12 protein-coding genes and 5 pseudogenes are annotated in these 16,023 nt (G+C 70.5%); 9 read left to right on the forward strand and 8 right to left on the reverse strand.

Features of this window, described 5'->3' with window-relative positions; genetic code table 11:
* Positions 1 to 23 precede the first annotated feature (23 nt).
* Positions 24 to 1,091 carry a carbohydrate-binding protein gene (locus MDN94_RS32860; protein WP_482729478.1) on the reverse strand — a complete coding sequence of 356 codons (1,068 nt, stop codon included), beginning with the start codon at positions 1,089 to 1,091 and terminating at the stop codon, positions 24 to 26.
* A gap of 423 nt (positions 1,092 to 1,514) precedes the next feature.
* Between MDN94_RS32860 and MDN94_RS32865 the strand changes: the two genes are divergently transcribed.
* From MDN94_RS32865 to MDN94_RS32880, 4 genes are all read left to right on the forward strand, one after another.
* Positions 1,515 to 2,789: a sensor histidine kinase gene (locus MDN94_RS32865; RefSeq protein WP_482729479.1), complete on the forward strand. Its 1,275-nt coding sequence runs from the start codon at positions 1,515 to 1,517 to the stop codon at positions 2,787 to 2,789.
* 80 nt (positions 2,790 to 2,869) lie between these two features.
* On the forward strand, positions 2,870 to 3,751 hold the full coding sequence (locus MDN94_RS32870; RefSeq protein ID WP_482729480.1) for a LytR/AlgR family response regulator transcription factor: 882 nt from the start codon (positions 2,870 to 2,872) through the stop codon (positions 3,749 to 3,751).
* 113 nt (positions 3,752 to 3,864) lie between these two features.
* Positions 3,865 to 4,182 (forward strand): hypothetical protein, encoded by a 318-nt coding sequence (locus MDN94_RS32875; RefSeq protein WP_482729481.1) that lies wholly within the window; start codon positions 3,865 to 3,867, stop codon positions 4,180 to 4,182.
* A gap of 52 nt (positions 4,183 to 4,234) precedes the next feature.
* On the forward strand, positions 4,235 to 6,088 hold the full coding sequence (locus MDN94_RS32880; protein ID WP_482729482.1) for a sodium/solute symporter: 1,854 nt from the start codon (positions 4,235 to 4,237) through the stop codon (positions 6,086 to 6,088).
* 125 nt (positions 6,089 to 6,213) lie between these two features.
* Here MDN94_RS32880 and MDN94_RS32885 read toward each other — a convergent pair whose 3' ends face one another.
* Positions 6,214 to 6,696: an ATP-binding protein gene (locus MDN94_RS32885; protein WP_482729483.1), complete on the reverse strand. Its 483-nt coding sequence runs from the start codon at positions 6,694 to 6,696 to the stop codon at positions 6,214 to 6,216.
* A gap of 443 nt (positions 6,697 to 7,139) precedes the next feature.
* Positions 7,140 to 7,652 carry a hypothetical protein gene (locus MDN94_RS32890; protein ID WP_482729484.1) on the reverse strand — a complete coding sequence of 171 codons (513 nt, stop codon included), beginning with the start codon at positions 7,650 to 7,652 and terminating at the stop codon, positions 7,140 to 7,142.
* 676 nt (positions 7,653 to 8,328) lie between these two features.
* On the opposite strand from MDN94_RS32890, the pseudogene MDN94_RS32895 reads away from it, so the two are divergent.
* The 4 genes and pseudogenes from MDN94_RS32895 to MDN94_RS32910 form a co-directional block, all read left to right on the forward strand.
* Positions 8,329 to 8,529 (forward strand): annotated as a pseudogene (locus MDN94_RS32895) (transposase); the annotation flags it as partial.
* Positions 8,530 to 8,687: 158 nt separating this feature from the next.
* Positions 8,688 to 8,883 (forward strand): annotated as a pseudogene (locus MDN94_RS32900) (IS30 family transposase); the annotation flags it as partial.
* Positions 8,884 to 8,887: 4 nt separating this feature from the next.
* Positions 8,888 to 9,105, forward strand: a pseudogene (locus tag MDN94_RS32905) (integrase core domain-containing protein); the annotation flags it as partial.
* A gap of 239 nt (positions 9,106 to 9,344) precedes the next feature.
* Positions 9,345 to 10,712, forward strand: coding sequence for a pyridoxal phosphate-dependent decarboxylase family protein (locus MDN94_RS32910; RefSeq protein ID WP_482729485.1), 1,368 nt, complete (start codon positions 9,345 to 9,347; stop codon positions 10,710 to 10,712).
* 131 nt (positions 10,713 to 10,843) lie between these two features.
* On the opposite strand, the pseudogene MDN94_RS32915 reads toward MDN94_RS32910, so the two are convergent.
* The 3 genes and pseudogenes from MDN94_RS32915 to MDN94_RS32925 all read right to left on the reverse strand — a co-directional run.
* Positions 10,844 to 11,005, reverse strand: a pseudogene (locus MDN94_RS32915) (IS5/IS1182 family transposase); the annotation flags it as partial.
* A complete protein-coding gene (locus tag MDN94_RS32920; protein ID WP_482729486.1) occupies positions 10,975 to 11,556 on the reverse strand; it encodes a hypothetical protein in 582 nt (193 codons plus the stop codon). The pseudogene MDN94_RS32915 and the gene MDN94_RS32920, both read right to left, overlap by 31 nt.
* A 217-nt stretch (positions 11,557 to 11,773) precedes the next feature.
* Positions 11,774 to 11,977 carry a hypothetical protein gene (locus MDN94_RS32925; RefSeq protein ID WP_100105289.1) on the reverse strand — a complete coding sequence of 68 codons (204 nt, stop codon included), beginning with the start codon at positions 11,975 to 11,977 and terminating at the stop codon, positions 11,774 to 11,776.
* 1,345 nt (positions 11,978 to 13,322) lie between these two features.
* Between MDN94_RS32925 and MDN94_RS32930 the strand changes: the two genes are divergently transcribed.
* Positions 13,323 to 13,970 carry a L,D-transpeptidase family protein gene (locus MDN94_RS32930; protein WP_189477121.1) on the forward strand — a complete coding sequence of 216 codons (648 nt, stop codon included), beginning with the start codon at positions 13,323 to 13,325 and terminating at the stop codon, positions 13,968 to 13,970.
* Between the two features lie 94 nt (positions 13,971 to 14,064).
* On the opposite strand, the gene MDN94_RS32935 is transcribed toward MDN94_RS32930, so the two are convergent.
* Both MDN94_RS32935 and MDN94_RS32940 read right to left on the reverse strand, forming a co-directional pair.
* Complete coding sequence (locus MDN94_RS32935) at positions 14,065 to 14,409, reverse strand: hypothetical protein (protein ID WP_482729487.1); 345 nt, start codon at positions 14,407 to 14,409, stop codon at positions 14,065 to 14,067.
* Between the two features lie 566 nt (positions 14,410 to 14,975).
* Positions 14,976 to 15,212 (reverse strand): annotated as a pseudogene (locus MDN94_RS32940) (ATP-binding protein); the annotation flags it as partial.
* Positions 15,213 to 16,023 lie beyond the last annotated feature (811 nt).

Genomic DNA, 16,023 nt, shown 5'->3' on the forward strand with positions numbered 1-16,023 from the left:
CGCGTCGTGCTGATGTGTGCGGATCATTTGCGCCAGAACCGGATTCCGCTCCATTCGACGCCGATCGGTCCGCTTCCGCTGGCGGTGCGGTAGGCGCCGAACTTGTCGTAGAAGTCACCGGAGGGGCTGGAGACGCGGTGGCGCAGTGAGCCGTTGACGTAGGTGCGGTGGCTGCTGCCGACGACGTGGACCGTGTTGATCCGCACGGGGGTGCCGATCGTCGCACCGGTCGCGATGGTCGTCCCTCCGTGTACGGCGTACAGTCGTCCGCCCTGCTCGACCGCGAGCATGAAGAACGGGCCGGTTGTCTGGAAGGTCTGCTTGAGGCTGACGCGGGAGCCACCCATGCTGGTGATGCGGAAGTACCCTTCGAACTGGCGGCTGCCGCCGGTGTACGTGGCGTATCGCCGCTCTGCGCGCTGATCGCCGTCCGCTGTGGAACAGGTCAGGCGGAACGTCAGGTTGCTGACCACGCCGCAGCCGCGTTCCTGGACGCTGTAGCCGGGCGAGTAGGAGGTCCAGCCGCCCGGTTCCACGGGGTCGGTGCCTTCGGAGGCGGTGGTGGCGTAGAGGGTGGGGGTGGCACCGGAGAGGTTCCCGGCCGCGTCGCGGGCCTTGAGCGTGTAGCCGTAGGTCGTACCGGAGGAGAGCCCACTGTCGGTGTAGGACGTGCCGGAAACCGACGCGATCTGTGCCCCGTCCCGGTAGACGTGGTATCCGCTCACCCCCACATCGTCGCTGGAGGCGTCCCAGGCGAGGGACACGCTGCTGGAGGTGGTCGCGGTCGAATGCAGGCCGCCCGGCACGCTCGGCGCTGTGGTGTCGCCGCCGCTTCCGTCGGCCTTCTTCCACAGGGAGGCCGCATTCGGGGGCTCCCATCCCGGCTGCGACGTGTGGCTCTGCAGGCACTCGTACTCGACACCGGCGTAGGTGACCCGGTCGCCCACGGAGTAGGGCGTCCATGCCTGCCAGTCGAAGGAGGCTGCGACCGTCGCTTCCGCGGCTCCCGGGTCGGCGGCCGATGCGGGTGAGGACAGGGGTACGAGCACGGCCAGGGCGCTCAGCGCCATTGCGAGGGTGCGGCGTCTCATCATCGAACCCATTCGTTAGGAAACTTTCCTAACGAGGGTTATAGAGGTGTCCTCCGGAAGCGCGCAAGCCCCAGGAGTCCCTTGAATCGTCAACGAGGCACGCTAGGCGCCGGCGAGAAGTGCGCGCGTCGGGCGGCTCGGCGGATCGCCGTCCGGACGGCGGGCGGGCCCCGGCCCTTCGTCACGGGTCCGTCCCAACTCGCACCGCCGCGGCCGGCGCGGGCCGTCGTCCTCGCTCTCCACTCGGACCGGCACCGCCGACCGCCGCACCGGCGGTGCTTGTGGGGCGAAGGGCCGATGCCCGCCGTCCACCACCCCGTCCCACCCCCCTCCTGTGCCGCGGGACGGGCGACACGGGTCTCCCCCGAGCGCGGGCCGCAGCGCCGCCCTGCGCGGGCCGGTGCTCGGGTATACCGTCCGAGCATGGCGTGGTTCTCCACCGGTACGGCCGTCCTGCTCCTGGGGACACTGCTGGTGCTCCTCATCGCTGCCGCGCTGCTCCTGCTGCGCGCCGTCGGCCACCGGCAGTTCATGGGCACCGCGCAGGAGCGGGCCACCTACGAGACGCTGCACACCGCCTCGCTGGCCGCGCCCCCGCTTCGGGCCACGCTGAACGCGGAGAGCGCGCGGCGCGCCGGACGGCATCTGCGGGCGCTGCTCGGCGTGCCCGCGCTGGCGCTGACGGACGCGTCCGGCATGGTGCTGGCCTGGGAGGGTGCCATGGTCGGCCATGACCACGGGTCGGCAGTTCCCGGGCACGCCCAGCGGGCCCTCGACAGGGGACGCACCGAGGTCATCGGCCCCGGCGACACCCCCTGCGACAGGGCCGACTGCCTGCTGCGACAGGGCGTCGTGGTGCCGCTGATCGTCGGGGGCCGACCGGAGGGCGCACTCGCCGTCTACGGCTCGCAGGCCTCGACCGGTCTGGTCCTGGCCACCACGGAGGTCGCACGCTGGGTGTCGACCCAACTGGAGCTGGCCGAACTCGACCGCTCGCGCGCGGCTGTCGCGGAGGCGGAGGTCCGCGCCCTGCGCGCCCAGATCTCGCCGCATTTCATCTACAACTCGCTGTCGGCGATCGCCTCCTTCGTCCGCACCGACCCGGAACGGGCGAGGGAGTTGCTCGTGGAGTTCGCGGAATTCACCCGCTACTCCTTCCGACGGCACGGCGAATTCACCACCCTTGCCGAGGAACTGCGCTGCATCGACCGCTACCTGCTGTTGGAACGAGCCCGATTCGGTGACCGTCTCAAGGTCTCCCTGCGGGTGGCGCCGGAGGTCCTCTCCGTGGTGGTGCCCTTCCTGTGCCTTCAGCCCCTCGTCGAGAATGCGGTCCGCCACGGCCTGGAGCGCCGCGCGGGCTCGGGGCACCTGGTGATCAGGGCCAAGGATGCGGGGAGTGAAGCCTGGATCAGCGTCGAGGACGACGGCACGGGGATGGATCCCGGGCGCCTGGCTCGCACCCTCAGGGGCGAGAGCGAGGAGGGCCCGGCGGAACCCTCCGGCTCCGAGCGGTGGCGGGAACCGGGGCGCGAGCCGGGGATCGGACTGCGCAACGTCGACGAGCGACTGCGGCAGATCTACGGGGACGCCTACGGGCTGGTCGTGGAGACCGCACCGGATGCCGGAACGACGGTGCGGGTGCGGGTGCCGAAGTTCCACCCGCGGGCCGTCCAGAACGGGCCGGCCCGCGGCTGACGGCACCGGTGTGCATTTCGGTGCACACCGAGCGTCCGGTCGAGTTCCATATCGGGTCAAAAGATGGTTAACCTCGCAGTATGCTCCACATTCTCGCGGTAGACGACGAGGTGCCGGCCCTGGAGGAGCTGGCCTACCTGCTCCGCTGCGACCCGCGTGTGGTGGAGGTGCGGACGGCGCACGACGGGGCTCAGGCCCTCCTCGACATCGGCGGGGCCATGGAGGCGGGCCGTCCCCTCGATGCCGTCTTCCTCGACATCGGCATGCCCGGCTTGGACGGGGTCTCCATCGCCCGCGTGATCTCCCGTTTCGTCCGGCCGCCCCGGGTGGTGTTCGTCACCGCGCACGAGGACTACGCGGTGGACGCGTTCACGCTGCACGCCGTCGACTACGTGCTCAAGCCCGTTGCCCGGGAGCGCCTGGCCGAGGCGGTGCGCCGTGTCGCGGACGAGACGGACGAGGCGGACGAGGCGGACGAGCCCGCCGACCAGGCGACGCAGGCCGCCGCCCCTCCTGCCGACGAGGTCATCTGTGTGGAGCTGGCAGGCGTGACACGCTTCGTCAAGCGCAGCGACGTGCTCTACGCCGAGGCCCACGGCGACTACGCGCGCCTGCACGCCCCCTCGGGCACGCACCTGGTGCGGACACCGCTGGCCGCCTTGGAGGAGCGCTGGCACGATGCCGGGTTCATCCGCATCCACCGCAGCTTTCTCGTCGCTCTCAGCGAGGTGACCGAGCTGCGGATGGAGGGTGGAAAGACATGTGTGCGGCTCGGGGATCAGCTGCTACCGGTCAGCAGGCGCCACATCCGGCAGGTCAGGGAGGCCCTGGTACGACAGGCGCGGACCCGCCCGCCCGAGAGCCGCCCGGCGGGCCCGCCCTCGCCCGGCGGTGAGCCGTCCGCCACCATGGTGCCGCCCGTCCAGCGACGGACCTTCCCCGACCGTGGCGGTGCCCGGTGACCGACATCCCGGATCCGTCGCGGGGCGATTCCGGCGCGGACAGGCCTCCTCCGCGTCGCGTCACCGTGGCCCATCCCAGGACGCTGGCGGCCCTGCGAAGCGGGCAGACACCGATGGACCGTCCCGCGTACGTCACCGACGACCTCGGACGGCAGACACCCCTCGGCGACATCTACCTCCGCTCACTCATGCGCAGCCAGCTGCGGCTCGGGCTCGCCGTCGTAGGTGCTCTCGTCATCGTTCTCGGCGGCATGCCGTACCTGTTGTTCTTCACGCCCGCCCTGCGGGACGGAACCCTTGCGGGAATCCCCGCGGCCTGGCTGGTCATCGGCGTGGCGGTGTATCCGGTGATCCTCACGCTGGCCCTGGTCTGCGTACGCCATGCGAAGAGGAACGAGCGTGACTTCGTCGAACTGATCGAGCGCTCATGACGGACGGCCGCGGAAGGCGCCCCCAGCGTCCTGTGAGGGTGGTCCGCGCCCCATGACCGATGCGCACTCCATCGCGGCTGTGACGCTGGTGTGCGTCGCCACGGCCATGTTCAGTGTCTACGGGCTTCGGCCGGGCCGTGCCACATCGGATTTCTACGTCGCCTCGCGGGCCGTCTCCCCCCTGCGCAACGCCTCCGCAATCGGCGGCGAGTACCTCTCGGCGGCCTCGTTCCTGGGCATCGCCGGGCTTGTGCTGGCCTACGGCGCCGACATGCTGTGGTTCGGCGTCGGCTACACCGCCGGATACCTGGTGCTCCTGGCGTTCGTGGCCGCCCCGCTGCGCCGCTCGGGCGCCTACACGGTGCCGGACTTCGCCGAGGCACGCCTGGAATCCACCCGGGTGCGCCGCCTGACGGCGCTGCTCGTGGTGCTCACCGGCTGGCTCTATCTGCTGCCGCAACTGCAGGGCGCGGGACTGACCCTGCGGACCGTCACGGCCGCCCCGCTGTGGGTGGGGCCAGTGGTCGTGACCAGCGTGGTGACGATCACCGTCGCCTCCGGCGGGATGCGCAGCGTCACCTTCGTCCAGGCCTTCCAGTACTGGCTCAAGCTCACAGCGCTCGCCGTCCCCGTGATCTTCCTGCTGCTGGCCTGGCGCGCCGACGGAGCCCCCTGGCCGAGTAGCGACACCCCGCCGCGATTCCGGGAGGCGACGACCGTGTCCGTGCAGCAGACCGTGCGGGTACGGGTCGACGAGCCGGTGACCGTGACGGTGAACGGCAGCCTCGACGGGCGTCCTGTGGACCACGCACAGGTACGGCTCCGGCCGGGTGACCACCGGATCGGTGGAGGAGCCACCGTCGACTTCCCCGCCGGGGCCGATGTCCCCCACCCGGTGGGTCAGGAGCCGCTGAGCGGCAACGACTGGGCCCGACCACTGTCCGGCACCAGCCATCCGGTGTACGGGACGTACTCGCTCCTGATCGCCACCCTGCTGGGCACCATGGGACTGCCCCATGTGATCGTGCGCTACTACACCAACCCCGACGGTGCGGCGGCCCGCCGCACCACCTGGGCCGTGCTGTGGCTGCTTGCCGCGTTCTACGTACTGCCCCCGGTGTACGGGGCGCTGGGCCGCGTGTACACGCCGGAACTGCTCATGACCGGCCGCACCGACGCGGCCGTACTGCTGCTGCCGACCCAACTCGTCGGCGGGACGGTCGGAACACTGCTGGGCACGCTCGTGACCGCCGGCGCGTTCGCTGCGTTCCTGTCGACGGCAAGCGGGCTGACCGTTTCGGTGGCCGGGGTGCTCAGCCAGGAGCTGGAGCACATCCGGGCAAGAATCACGGCACGGACGAAACGCAGGGCGACACCGGTCGGCACGTCACGCCGCACAAGCGCCACCAGAGAGCCCTTCGAAGGCCGCGCATACGTGCTGCGCTTGCGGCTCGCCGGCGTGGCCGCGGCCCTTGTGCCCTGCGCGCTGTCCCTCCTCGTGGTGCGCCTCCCGGCAGCAGACGTCGTCGGGCTCGCGTTCGCGGTGGCCGCATCGTCGTTCTCACCCCTGTTGCTCCTGGGCATCTGGTGGCGGGGCCTCACCCCGCAGGGCGCCGCAGCAGGTCTGCTCGCCGGCGGCGGCGCCACCATCGGCGCGGCGGTCGTCACCATCGCCGCCCCACCGTCCGGGGGCCTGCTCCAGGCCCTGCTGAGCCGCCCGGCGGCCTGGAGCGTGCCCCTGGCCTTCGCGGTGATGATCGGCACCTCCTTGCTGACCCGGCGTAGTGTCCCTCCTGGTACCGCACGTGCGCTGGTGCGCCTCCACGCCCCCGAATCGCTGATCCTGCCTGTCCGACCGGGCTCGGCAACAGCGCAGGACAAGCCCCAGGATTCGCATCGGACCTGATCAGGGACCGGGGACCGATGCCGTGCAATCACACGGCCGAAGAGACAAGCCAGGCAGCACCCCCCTGAGCCCGGCGGTCCACGAAAAGCGCCTGCCGGACCCCACAGGCCCGGCACGAGAGGCGCCTAGCTGAAGGCGTGTGCCAGCCGGGAGCCCGCGCAGCACGGGGAGGAGGCACGCCCGCTGCGATCGACGTGCCGGGAGCCGCTGACGGCCAAGGTGGCCCACACGAGCTTCCCGCCGCACGGCTTGGCGATGACGCCCCAGCAACTGGCCAGACACTGGAGGATGAACAGGCCGCGGCCGTGTTCTTCCACCTCTGCGGGGGAAGCGGCCCCCGACACGGGCTGGTCCGGGGACTCGTCCGTGACGGCGATCAGCAGCAGCGGGTCCGCCGGTGTGCCGCACTCGGCCAGACGCACGGTGACGGTGTCGGTCTGTCCGTAGAGCACGGCGTTGGTCACGAGCTCGGACGTGACCAACGCGGCGTCGGCAGCCATGTCGTCCAGACTCCAGCACCGCAGATGGGCAGTGACCTGACGGCGCGCGGTCGCAATGTGCGCCCGATCGGCGGCCAGCGCGAAAACCACACGGTTCGGGCAGCTCATGGCGCGCTCACCCGAGTGACACGCTTCCCGCGCGGAAGGACGGGAAGCCGGATCGGCTGCAGTGGTAGTGGACATGAGCGGGTGGTTCCCTTCAAGCGGCAGAGGACTGGGAGGAATCCATCGCTGCACCTGTCGGTCCGGCGGCCCGATACGGTGGGAACCGCTTCCCCACTCGAACGGCGTGCCGCCGGGGGGTCTCGGCAGTCCCTGCACTTCCTGTCTACGCCGCCCGAGCCCCACCGTTCCCCCTCCGCCACCTCGGGTATGCCGAACGGAAGCACTACTGCGACAGGCGGACACGGCGAATGCGCCGAGCGGTGGGACCGGCACGACGAACGGCAAGAGACACACCCCCCAACCCACCCGACCCACGCACGCGCTCGCTTACCCAAGCCCCCTTGACGGCCACCTTGATCGCCGAGGTGACGATCGCCATCCGCGGATCACGTTCCTTGCAACCATCCATCGCCGCAGCCGGCAGTGGGGCGATGCCGGTCCGGCTTGCTCCTGATGGTTCTGGGGCCTCCGCAGGGGCGGTTTCGGCGTCTGCTGCCTTGCGGGCTTCGAGAGCGACGGCGTCCGCCGTCAGCGCCCCGGTCTTGAGGGCGGCAGCAAGTCCGGTGACCAGGTGCTCGTGCGGCAGGTGCCGGCCGAGGGGGACCTCGATGAGCGCGCGGGTGCCGTCGCGCTCGTCGTGGGCCTTGACGGCAGCATCCCAAAGGCGTCGTGGACGGGAGTGAAACGGCCTGCGGAACGGGCATGGTCGAGCACGGTCGCTCGCGGCGAGGCGCCGGGCTTGCGCACGAGAGCTTCCAGGTAGTGGTCGAGTTCGAGGCGGTGCCGCCATTGGCGATCAGCCGCCCCTGCCGTGCAACTTCGTCCCGGCCGTCGTAGACGACCAGCTCGGAGGCGTGCAGCATCGCGCGGACGTTCCGGCCGATCAGCCGGACCGGCACCGAGTAGCGGTTGGTGCGGACGCTGATCTGGCTGCAGCGGTCGACCCGCAGGTGAAGAGCCGGCCCGTCTCGAAGGGCTCATCAGGCAGCGGCACCAGCAGCGGCTGCTCGGCCGCGAAGTACTGACCGATCGTACGAGGACGGGACCGGATCCGGCGATCCTCGTCTCCTGGTCCCACCGGTCGATCATCGCGTTGAGCTCGGCGAGCATCGTGATCTCGGGCACCGGGACGAGGTGGTTGCCACGGAACCAGCCGATCTGGCCGTCGACTCCGCCCTTCTCGTGGGCGCCGCGGATTCCGGCTGGGGAAGTGCGCGTGGAGCAGCATCACCACCACGCTGGCACCGCTGCTCAACCATCCAGACGACGACGGCGACCTCACACCCGCTCAGTGCGTCGCCACGCTGCCACGGCTAGAGCAATCGTCGGCGAGCCGACACAAGTCGTCGACGGTCCCGTCCTCCAACGGCGCATCAATGACACCCGCGAGCTGATCGCCGTCATGAAGTACTGCGTGGACAAGGGCAGCCCGCTCGATTTCTGCTGAGTACCGGACCAGAGCTATCCCCGCCCGGATGGCCGGTAGTTACGGGACATCCCCTACGACCTCGTGCATGGTTGCGGGCCGCGAACGAGCGACTGCGGGAGTATGTCAAGGACCGCTTGCTGGGCCATGTGTCTGCGGCGGTCCTCCTCGCTGAGATCGGTGACATCACCCGCTTCGCCAGCTCAGCGAAGCTCGCCCGCTACACCGGGACCGCGCCGATCCCGGTCCACTCGTCCGACAAGGAACGCTACCGGCTGCACCGGGGCGGCAACCGGAGGCTCAACAGCGTGCTCTACACGGCGTCCATCGTCCAGCAGCGATTCCATGCGGGCGCGCGAGCACTCCTGGCCCGCCACGAGCCGACCAAGGGAGCTCGCGGAGTCCGACGCATCCTCAAACGCCATCTGATCGATGTCATCCGTCGCGCCATGACCCAAGATCGAGCCACCTGCAGCACCACATCGCCCAGCATCAGCTCGCCGCTTGACATAGAAGCGTCAACGGGCTGCTACGTCAGCATTTCCCCAAGGGCACCGACTTGTCCCGATGGGCACCGACGAGCTGACCGCCATCGCCGCGGTCCTCAACTCCCGTCCCCGCAAAACCCTCGGTCGGAAGACACCCGGGAGGCCCTCGACGAACATCTACAATCAGCGCAGCCCAGCGTTGCTACGACTGGTTGAATCCGCCCAGTACACGTCTTTCGCGTTCACCGCGCGCACCTTCTCGAGGCTGGGATCGACGCCTCGATCGGCACCGTCGGTGACGCCCTGGACAACGCGCTCATGGAGTCCCAGATCGGCCTCTGCAAAACAGAGCTGATCAAGCCCCGTCGGCCCTGGCACGGTCTCGCCGACGTCGAACTGGGCACCGCGGAATGGGTCGACTGGTTCAACAACCAGCGGGAGAGGGATGCTTCGTGGCCCGGATTCCCAGGTGCCCGCACAAGGAGCCGGTGCCGGTCGCCTCGGGGCTCAGGGGGTCGACGACGCCCTCGACGGACCGGCGAAAGATCCTTTCGATCACACGGCGGCATCAAACGACCCAGGGCACATCGCCGCGCCCCGATCCGCCTTCGGCGGGCCGAAGGCTCCGTGCCGGTCGTGGCTTGCACCGCCGCGAGGGCTGTCGCATAGTCCGAGGTATGGACGCCCGCGAGGCGGCGCTCCGACAGGCATACCGCCATGCCCTCCGGTGGCTGGCGAGCCTTTCCGATCGCCGGGTTCCCGCCCGCGCTTCGATCGACGAGATCGTGCGCGCGCTCGGTTCCGAACTGCCCGACCGTCCGAGCACACCCGCCGATGTCGTCGACCTGCTGGCCACAGCTGGTGAGCCGGGACTCACCGCGTTTCCCAGTGGTCGCTTCTACGGGTTCGTGGTCGGTGGCACCGAACCGGCCGCCCTGGCCGCGGACTGGCTCGTCAGTGCCTGGGACCAGAACTGTGTGATGCGCGCCGTCTCGCCCGCGTACACGGCGGTGGAGGACGTCGCGAGTACGTGGTTGCTCGATCTGCTCGGCCTGCCGGTCGGCAGTGCCGTCGGCTTCACCACAGGTGCCACAATGGCGAACTTCACCTGCCTTGCCGCCGCGCGCGACGCTGTGCTGCGGCGCGCCGGCTGGGACGTGGCCCGCGACGGACTCGTGGGTGGGCCACCTGTACGCGTCATCGTCGGCGAGGACCGCCACATGGCCGTCGACCTGGCGCTGCGCTACCTCGGGCTCGGCAGACCCGAACCGGTGAAGGCGGACGATCAAGGGCGCATCGAGCCCGAGTCCCTGCGGCACGCTCTGGCGGTCGGCGGGCAGAGCCCGGCGATCGTGATCCTCCAGGCCGGAGACATCCACTCCGGCGCCTTCGATCCCTTCGTCGCGACGATCGGGGCCGCCCGCCAGGCGGATGCGTGGGTGCACGTCGACGGAGCCTTCGGACTGTGGGCGGCCGCCTCCCCGATGCACGCGCACCTGACGGCGGGGTGCGCGGACGCCGACTCCTGGGCGACGGATGCCCACAAGACGCTGAACGTCCCCTACGACTGCGGCCTCGCGGTCGTGCGCGACCCGTTCGCGCTCCGGGCGGCGATGGGCCTGCACGGCGACTACCTCATCCAGGACGAGGGCGGCGACCCCATCGACAAGGTCCCCGAACTCTCCCGCCGCGGCCGAGCCTTCCCCGTGTGGGCCGCCCTCAGGTCCCTCGGCCGGTCAGGTGTGGCCGACCTCATCGAGCGGCTGTGCCGGCACGCCGCGGCGTTCGCCGCCGGCATCGCCCGGATCGACGGCGCGACAGTCCTCAACGACGTGGTATTCACCCAGGTCTGCGCCGAGTTCGGCGACGACGAACGCACGGATCGGATACTGACGCGGCTGCTCGACGACGGCACGGCGTGGATCAGTGGCTCCACCTGGCACGGCCGCCGCGTCATGCGCATCTCGGTGAGCAACTGGTCGACGACCGACGACGACGTGACGCGCGCGCTCGCCGCGATCCGGCGCGCGTCCATCAGCGCCTGACCACCGGCTGATCACAGCTCATGATGCGGGCGGCCCCTGCACAGCGCCGTGGAGCACGTTCCACCCGGGAAGGCTTCCTGCCGGCGTCGCTGTGAGAGGGAAACGGAGGGGGGAACGGATTGTTCGTCGTCACGGATTCCGCGCCGACGTAGCTGCCCACGGATTGCACGGGACGAATATGCGCGATCCGCGCGATCCGCCAGGACGGCCTCTGCCGGGTCCTCGGTCTCCCACGTCCGTGCCGCGGAACACGGCTCTGCCATCACGGAATCGAAGGCCGGTGCGTCGCCCGCCTAGCCAGCAGTGATGAGAGAGGACCAACCTGGCTGGGCAGTACAGCGGGGTGGCCGTCACGTTCGAGGGTGGTGATGGCGTCGAGGGCACGCTGGCGCTTGTCGGCGCTGATGCGGGCACGGGCCTCGGCGAGGGGGGCCGGGTTGCCATGGGGGTTCACTGTGCTCCGGCGGGGGTGCGGTTGACGACGGTCAGGGGCAGGAGGGGCGGGGCGCTCCGGCTCTGGCTCGGCGCAGGACGGTGCTGGCGTCTTCGAGTTCGGCGCGTTCGTGGGCCGGCATGGCGGCCAGGTACCTATGCATGCGAGGGCGACTTGTTCGAAGGCGGTGATCTGGACGGTGAGGGCGGTGGTGACGAACTCGGCGGCGTCCATGGCCAGGGCGGTTTCGCGGTCGGCGCGTAGTTCGTTGATGTGTTGCTCGATGGCGGGCAGGTAGGAGGGGTCGGGGCGGTAGAAGCCGCGGCCGGCGCACTGGAAGCGGATCGGGCAGGAGCTGCCGCTGGCTTTGACGTTGCTGGGTTCGGTGCAGCCGCCGTAAGGGACAGCCACGGAGCGGAGTTCGTAAGCGGTGCGGAACGCGATCAGGCGCGGGTCCTCGAGGACCAGCAGCGCCGCGAACAGCTCGATGTGGAGGTGGGGGCCGCTTGGCCGCGGCGATCGACGACGTGGGAGTTGAGGGTGGTGACGGCGGCGCGCTTTCGCTGGATCGACTGTCGATCGTCCAACGTGTATGCGGCGGTGCCGCAGCGCCGGAGTCCACCTGGCCTCACCGGCTCCGGCCCACCGCGAGCGCAGCCGCCAGGAGCAGCGTCCCGAGGCCGCCCACAGCGGCTGCCGTCTCGCGCAGCGCGGGGTGTTCGTGGACGACGTAGCTGAGAAAGGCGAGTGCGAGTAGGCCGGTGGTGATCCAGTGCAGCCGGTCACGGGACGGCTGCGGCGGCCGCGGCGGAGTCGGATCGGTCACGGTCATGGGTTCCCCCCTACGAGTTCAGGCGTGTGCGCGAGCCGCACACGAGGCGATAGAAGTGCTCCCAGTCCTGTGTCGCGCGCAAGCGGCCCGGAGCAGCCGACCGCCCACACGTTGTCCCCGTCTCCCCTTCCGTCCATCCCGGTCGGCTCCGGAGCGCCGTCGCGCGGGAGGGTGCGAGAGCAAGGCAGGCGTCCGGCCAAGGCTGTGCGCCGGAACCCCCTCGTCGTGAGCGGGTTCGGCACAGAACCTAGCGCTTCGATCACCCCCGCGACGTGTCCGTATTGCGGCTTTTCCTGGCGTCGATCCTGCGGGGCGCACGACTCCTCCCAGTTCAAGGCCTTGTGCGCCCGTGGTTTCGCGCACAGCCTCCCCCGAGGCGGCACAGCACGGGCATCGGCTGTCGTCAGGGACCTGATGTACCGGGCTTCCAGGGCGTGGACGCGCATCTCTCCTGGTCGTCGGCCTCCCGTGCGACTCCACCGTGCCGTTGTGCAGCCACGCCGCCTCATCGGTCCGGAAGATGAACGACCAGGCCGTTGTACTTCACTGGCCGAGGCACCGAGGAGGCCTGGAAGCGGCACGGCGAGGAGGAGGTCGCTCTTGAACAGGACGCTGACCTGGCGCCGGTCATCGCCGCCGAGAGGGACATCGCCCCCGTGACGCTCAGGAAGCCGACACAGTGCAGCCGGCAGCCCAAGCAACAGAGGTCAAAGGCCGGCGAACGAGCGCCCGCGCGGGGCAATCCACGGCGCAGCGTGTCGTCGAGCGCAGTATCGGCGGGGCGGGAAGCGCCCCGGGCGCCGCGGCCTCCAACAGCCGGCAGACAGGCTCCCGGCCCGGGGACGGCCGACGACCGGCGAACGGCGAGGAAACGGCGGGCGGTGAGAGCGCGGCCGCGCGGGCAGGCCCCACCGTGGGGGCCGGACCAACACCGCCAGCGCCAGCCGCGGGCGGGGGTGGAGGCAGCGCCGAATCACCAGACGAGCGCGGCCCTCAACACGCACAGCGCGGGCGGTGCCTCCGGCGACTTCGCGGAACGCCAGTCACACACACGGTGACCCTCGGGCTCCTGGCGGTGTTCGGCGTCGTGTCGGTCACGCTGTACGGGACGCACGCGGCGCGGGCCCAGGAGCGACGCCTCGCGACGGCCGCGTAACGGCGCGGGTCACACCTTTCGGGGGACCGCCCGGAATGCGTCGCGAATACGTCCCCCCTCCGTGCAACTACCGCTCCCCTTCGCGTGTCTCAACCGGCAGACCGTCCCAACCGGAGGGGATACGAAGGGGAGTTGGGGGACATGAGGGGCAGAATAGGACGTACGGGAGTGCTGCTCGGGCTGACCGGCATGCTGCTCCCGCTCGGCGTGGCGCTCGGGAGCGGCACCGCGCACGCCGCGTCGTGCACCACGTCGACGGGTCCGTACCAGAAGCAGGTCGAGAAGTTCCTCGGCCGCCCGGTCGACGGGCGCCAGTCGGCAACCGACTGCCAGGCGATCCGCGCCTTCCAGGCCAAGCACGGCATCACGCCCACGATCGGTTACGCGGGCCCGATCACCTGGCGCACGATGAACACGATGCTCGCGCAGCGTGCGGCCGGGAACAACCCGAACAAGGCGGGCAAGTGCCCGACCAACAAGGGCCGGATCGCGTGCGTCGACCTGACCCGGCAGCTCAGCTGGATCCAGGACGGCCGGACGCTCAAGTACGGCCCGGTGCCGGTGCGCACCGGCAAGAACGGCACCGAGACCCGCACCGGCGCGAAGAAGATCTACTGGCGCAACATCAACCACTGGTCGACGCTCTACAACGTGCGGATGCCGTACTCCCAGTTCTTCGACGGCGGACAGGCGTTCCACTCCACGACCAAGTCCATGTGGAACCCGCCCGGCTCCGGCGGCTGCGTGAACATGCGCTCCGCGGACGCGAAGGCATACTGGAACCTGTTGAAGAACGGCGACGACGTCTACGTGTACGGGCGCAAGCCGGGCACCTGAGCCCGTCGGTCAGACGGTGGGTGGCCTGCTCGGCCAAGGCGAGGACTCCCGGGCGATGAACGGCTGGTGGGCCTTCGCGGCGGGTAGGCAGCGGTCAGCGCGACCCCGGCCGCCCGTCCAGAGCGGCGACCACGGACCGGGAACCGGTCGTCAGCTGACTGTGTGCCTCCTGCAGCAGGCTCAGGGCCTGCCGGGCGCGGCCGGTGCGGCGCAGCGGGATCGCGGCCGCGCGAGCCGCGGCCGCCAGCACCGACGCATCGCCCGTGCGGCGCGCCACGGCGCCCGCCCGTTCCGCGTAGGCGCCCGCGTCTCCCGTACGGCCCTGCTTGACGGCCGCCTGGGAAGCGAGCTGCCGCGGCGCGGGGCGGCCCACACCACCGTCGGCCGGGCAAGGACCACGGCGGCCGTCAGGGCAACCCCGGTACCGAGAAGGCTCCATGGGCGCTCCCCGCTCTTCGCTGCCCGGCGGGTGCCGAGCTGGCACGTCCTCTGACGCTACGGCCCTGCTCAAGGCGGCAACAGGGCGTACCGCCCGCTGGCCGCGCGCCCCAGGCCGGTTCCCTGGCGCCACCGGAGGCCGGGCCAGAAGCGAGCAGGGCCCGCCGGAGGCCTGCCGTCGAACGGGCAGCGAACGGCACGGGCATGGAGGCAACAAGCCGAACCGGGCCGGGCGCGCCGGTCACACCAGAACCAGACGCCCCTGTGAGTTGCGCTTCAGGTAGAGGCGCATACTCTGCGGGAGGGGTTCGGTGTCGGGCTCGCCGCGGCGGACGGCGCCCCAGCCGCCCGGCCGCTGGAACTCGCGTCCACGCGCTGGGGCGCCGGCGGTGTGCGTATGCGGGGCGAAGTCGACGTCGCCCACGACGCCTCCGGCCGGTGGCGCCCCCTCGCACACTGGCACCGCGCCCGCCCCGACCTCTCCCCCGCCGACGTCGCCCCATGCAACCCGCCGCTTCACGGCAAGCCGTCAAGCACGACAGCGGGGCCAGCGGGGAGCGCTGCCTCCTACCGGGGGCGGCGTCCGGTGACGTCCCCGCCCGGGTCGTCGGGCAGGGCGATGCGGGCGGTGATGCGTTTGCCGACCGGCTCCCGCTGGACCTCGAAGCCCTGGGAGACAGCCATGACGATCTCCAGTACGTGCTGCCCGACCCTGCCCGCATCGGCGATCCGGGCCACCGGCAGCACGGGATCGCTGTCCCACACGGCCACTTCCATCACGGCGCCGGATATGCGCAGTTCCAGTCGGAACGAGGTCTCGTCCTGCCCGGTGCTGCAAGCACCGCGGTGGTCAGCGCTCCATATCGTCCCCCAGTACCTGCGGCCCTCCCGGGTCCCGTGTGAGGCGGCGGCCCCGCGACAGAGACCGAGAACCGATAACGCGGCCGGGCGTGACAGAAAACGCAGTCACGGCGCCAGCGGGCGTACGGGATGTTCTCTCGCGGCTGCCGACGGATGCACCACGTGGCGGACACCCAGTGACGATCGGGTCTCTCCTACAGGGGGCAGCGGCCGCGTACCTATCGCGCGGCCACCGACCGGGTTACCTGGCAGCGCCGACCACGTAGACGCCGAGCACGGCGACTCCTGACGTGCACAAAGCCACGACAAGGCGGGCCGTCCAATTGTCCTTCTCAATAGCCATCTGGAGCGTTCGCCAGAACTCCCTTGCCATAACGCCTCCTTGGCACGCGGGTTTCGACATCGGCGGTTGACCAGTCGGCTCACTCGTTACTGCCTTACGGCGGCCGAAAACGTGACACCGAACGGGAGGTCGTTTTACAGCCAGGACCGCCGGTCATGTCACAGGGACCGCCCAGAAGCAACGCAGTCGCGGCGAAGATTCTCTCCACACCATCACGAGAGAGCGCGTCGTGACCGGTGCCGACCTCGTGCACTACTCGCCGGAGACGACACTTCGACGGGCCGATCAGACCCGGCTGGAGCCGACCCGCCTCAAGAGGACGCCGAGGTGGCCCGCCTCCTGCGGTCCGGCGATCACGAACGGCTCACCCTGGAGGTGGGCCGGAGGCTGACGTCCGGGTGGATGCGCTAC

The sequence above is a fragment of the Streptomyces sp. WAC00040 genome, from assembly GCF_056835925.1.

Coding starts and splice junctions, on each gene's coding strand:
- MDN94_RS32860 (WP_482729478.1), bottom strand. CDS start 1,091: ATGAGACGCCGCACCCTCGCAATGGCGCTGAGCGCCCTGGCCGTGCTC.
- MDN94_RS32865 (WP_482729479.1), top strand. CDS start 1,515: ATGGCGTGGTTCTCCACCGGTACGGCCGTCCTGCTCCTGGGGACACTG.
- MDN94_RS32870 (WP_482729480.1), top strand. CDS start 2,870: ATGCTCCACATTCTCGCGGTAGACGACGAGGTGCCGGCCCTGGAGGAG.
- MDN94_RS32875 (WP_482729481.1), top strand. CDS start 3,865: ATGGACCGTCCCGCGTACGTCACCGACGACCTCGGACGGCAGACACCC.
- MDN94_RS32880 (WP_482729482.1), top strand. CDS start 4,235: ATGACCGATGCGCACTCCATCGCGGCTGTGACGCTGGTGTGCGTCGCC.
- MDN94_RS32885 (WP_482729483.1), bottom strand. CDS start 6,696: ATGAGCTGCCCGAACCGTGTGGTTTTCGCGCTGGCCGCCGATCGGGCG.
- MDN94_RS32910 (WP_482729485.1), top strand. CDS start 9,345: ATGGACGCCCGCGAGGCGGCGCTCCGACAGGCATACCGCCATGCCCTC.
- MDN94_RS32925 (WP_100105289.1), bottom strand. CDS start 11,977: ATGACCGTGACCGATCCGACTCCGCCGCGGCCGCCGCAGCCGTCCCGT.
- MDN94_RS32930 (WP_189477121.1), top strand. CDS start 13,323: ATGCTGCTCCCGCTCGGCGTGGCGCTCGGGAGCGGCACCGCGCACGCC.
- MDN94_RS32935 (WP_482729487.1), bottom strand. CDS start 14,409: ATGGAGCCTTCTCGGTACCGGGGTTGCCCTGACGGCCGCCGTGGTCCT.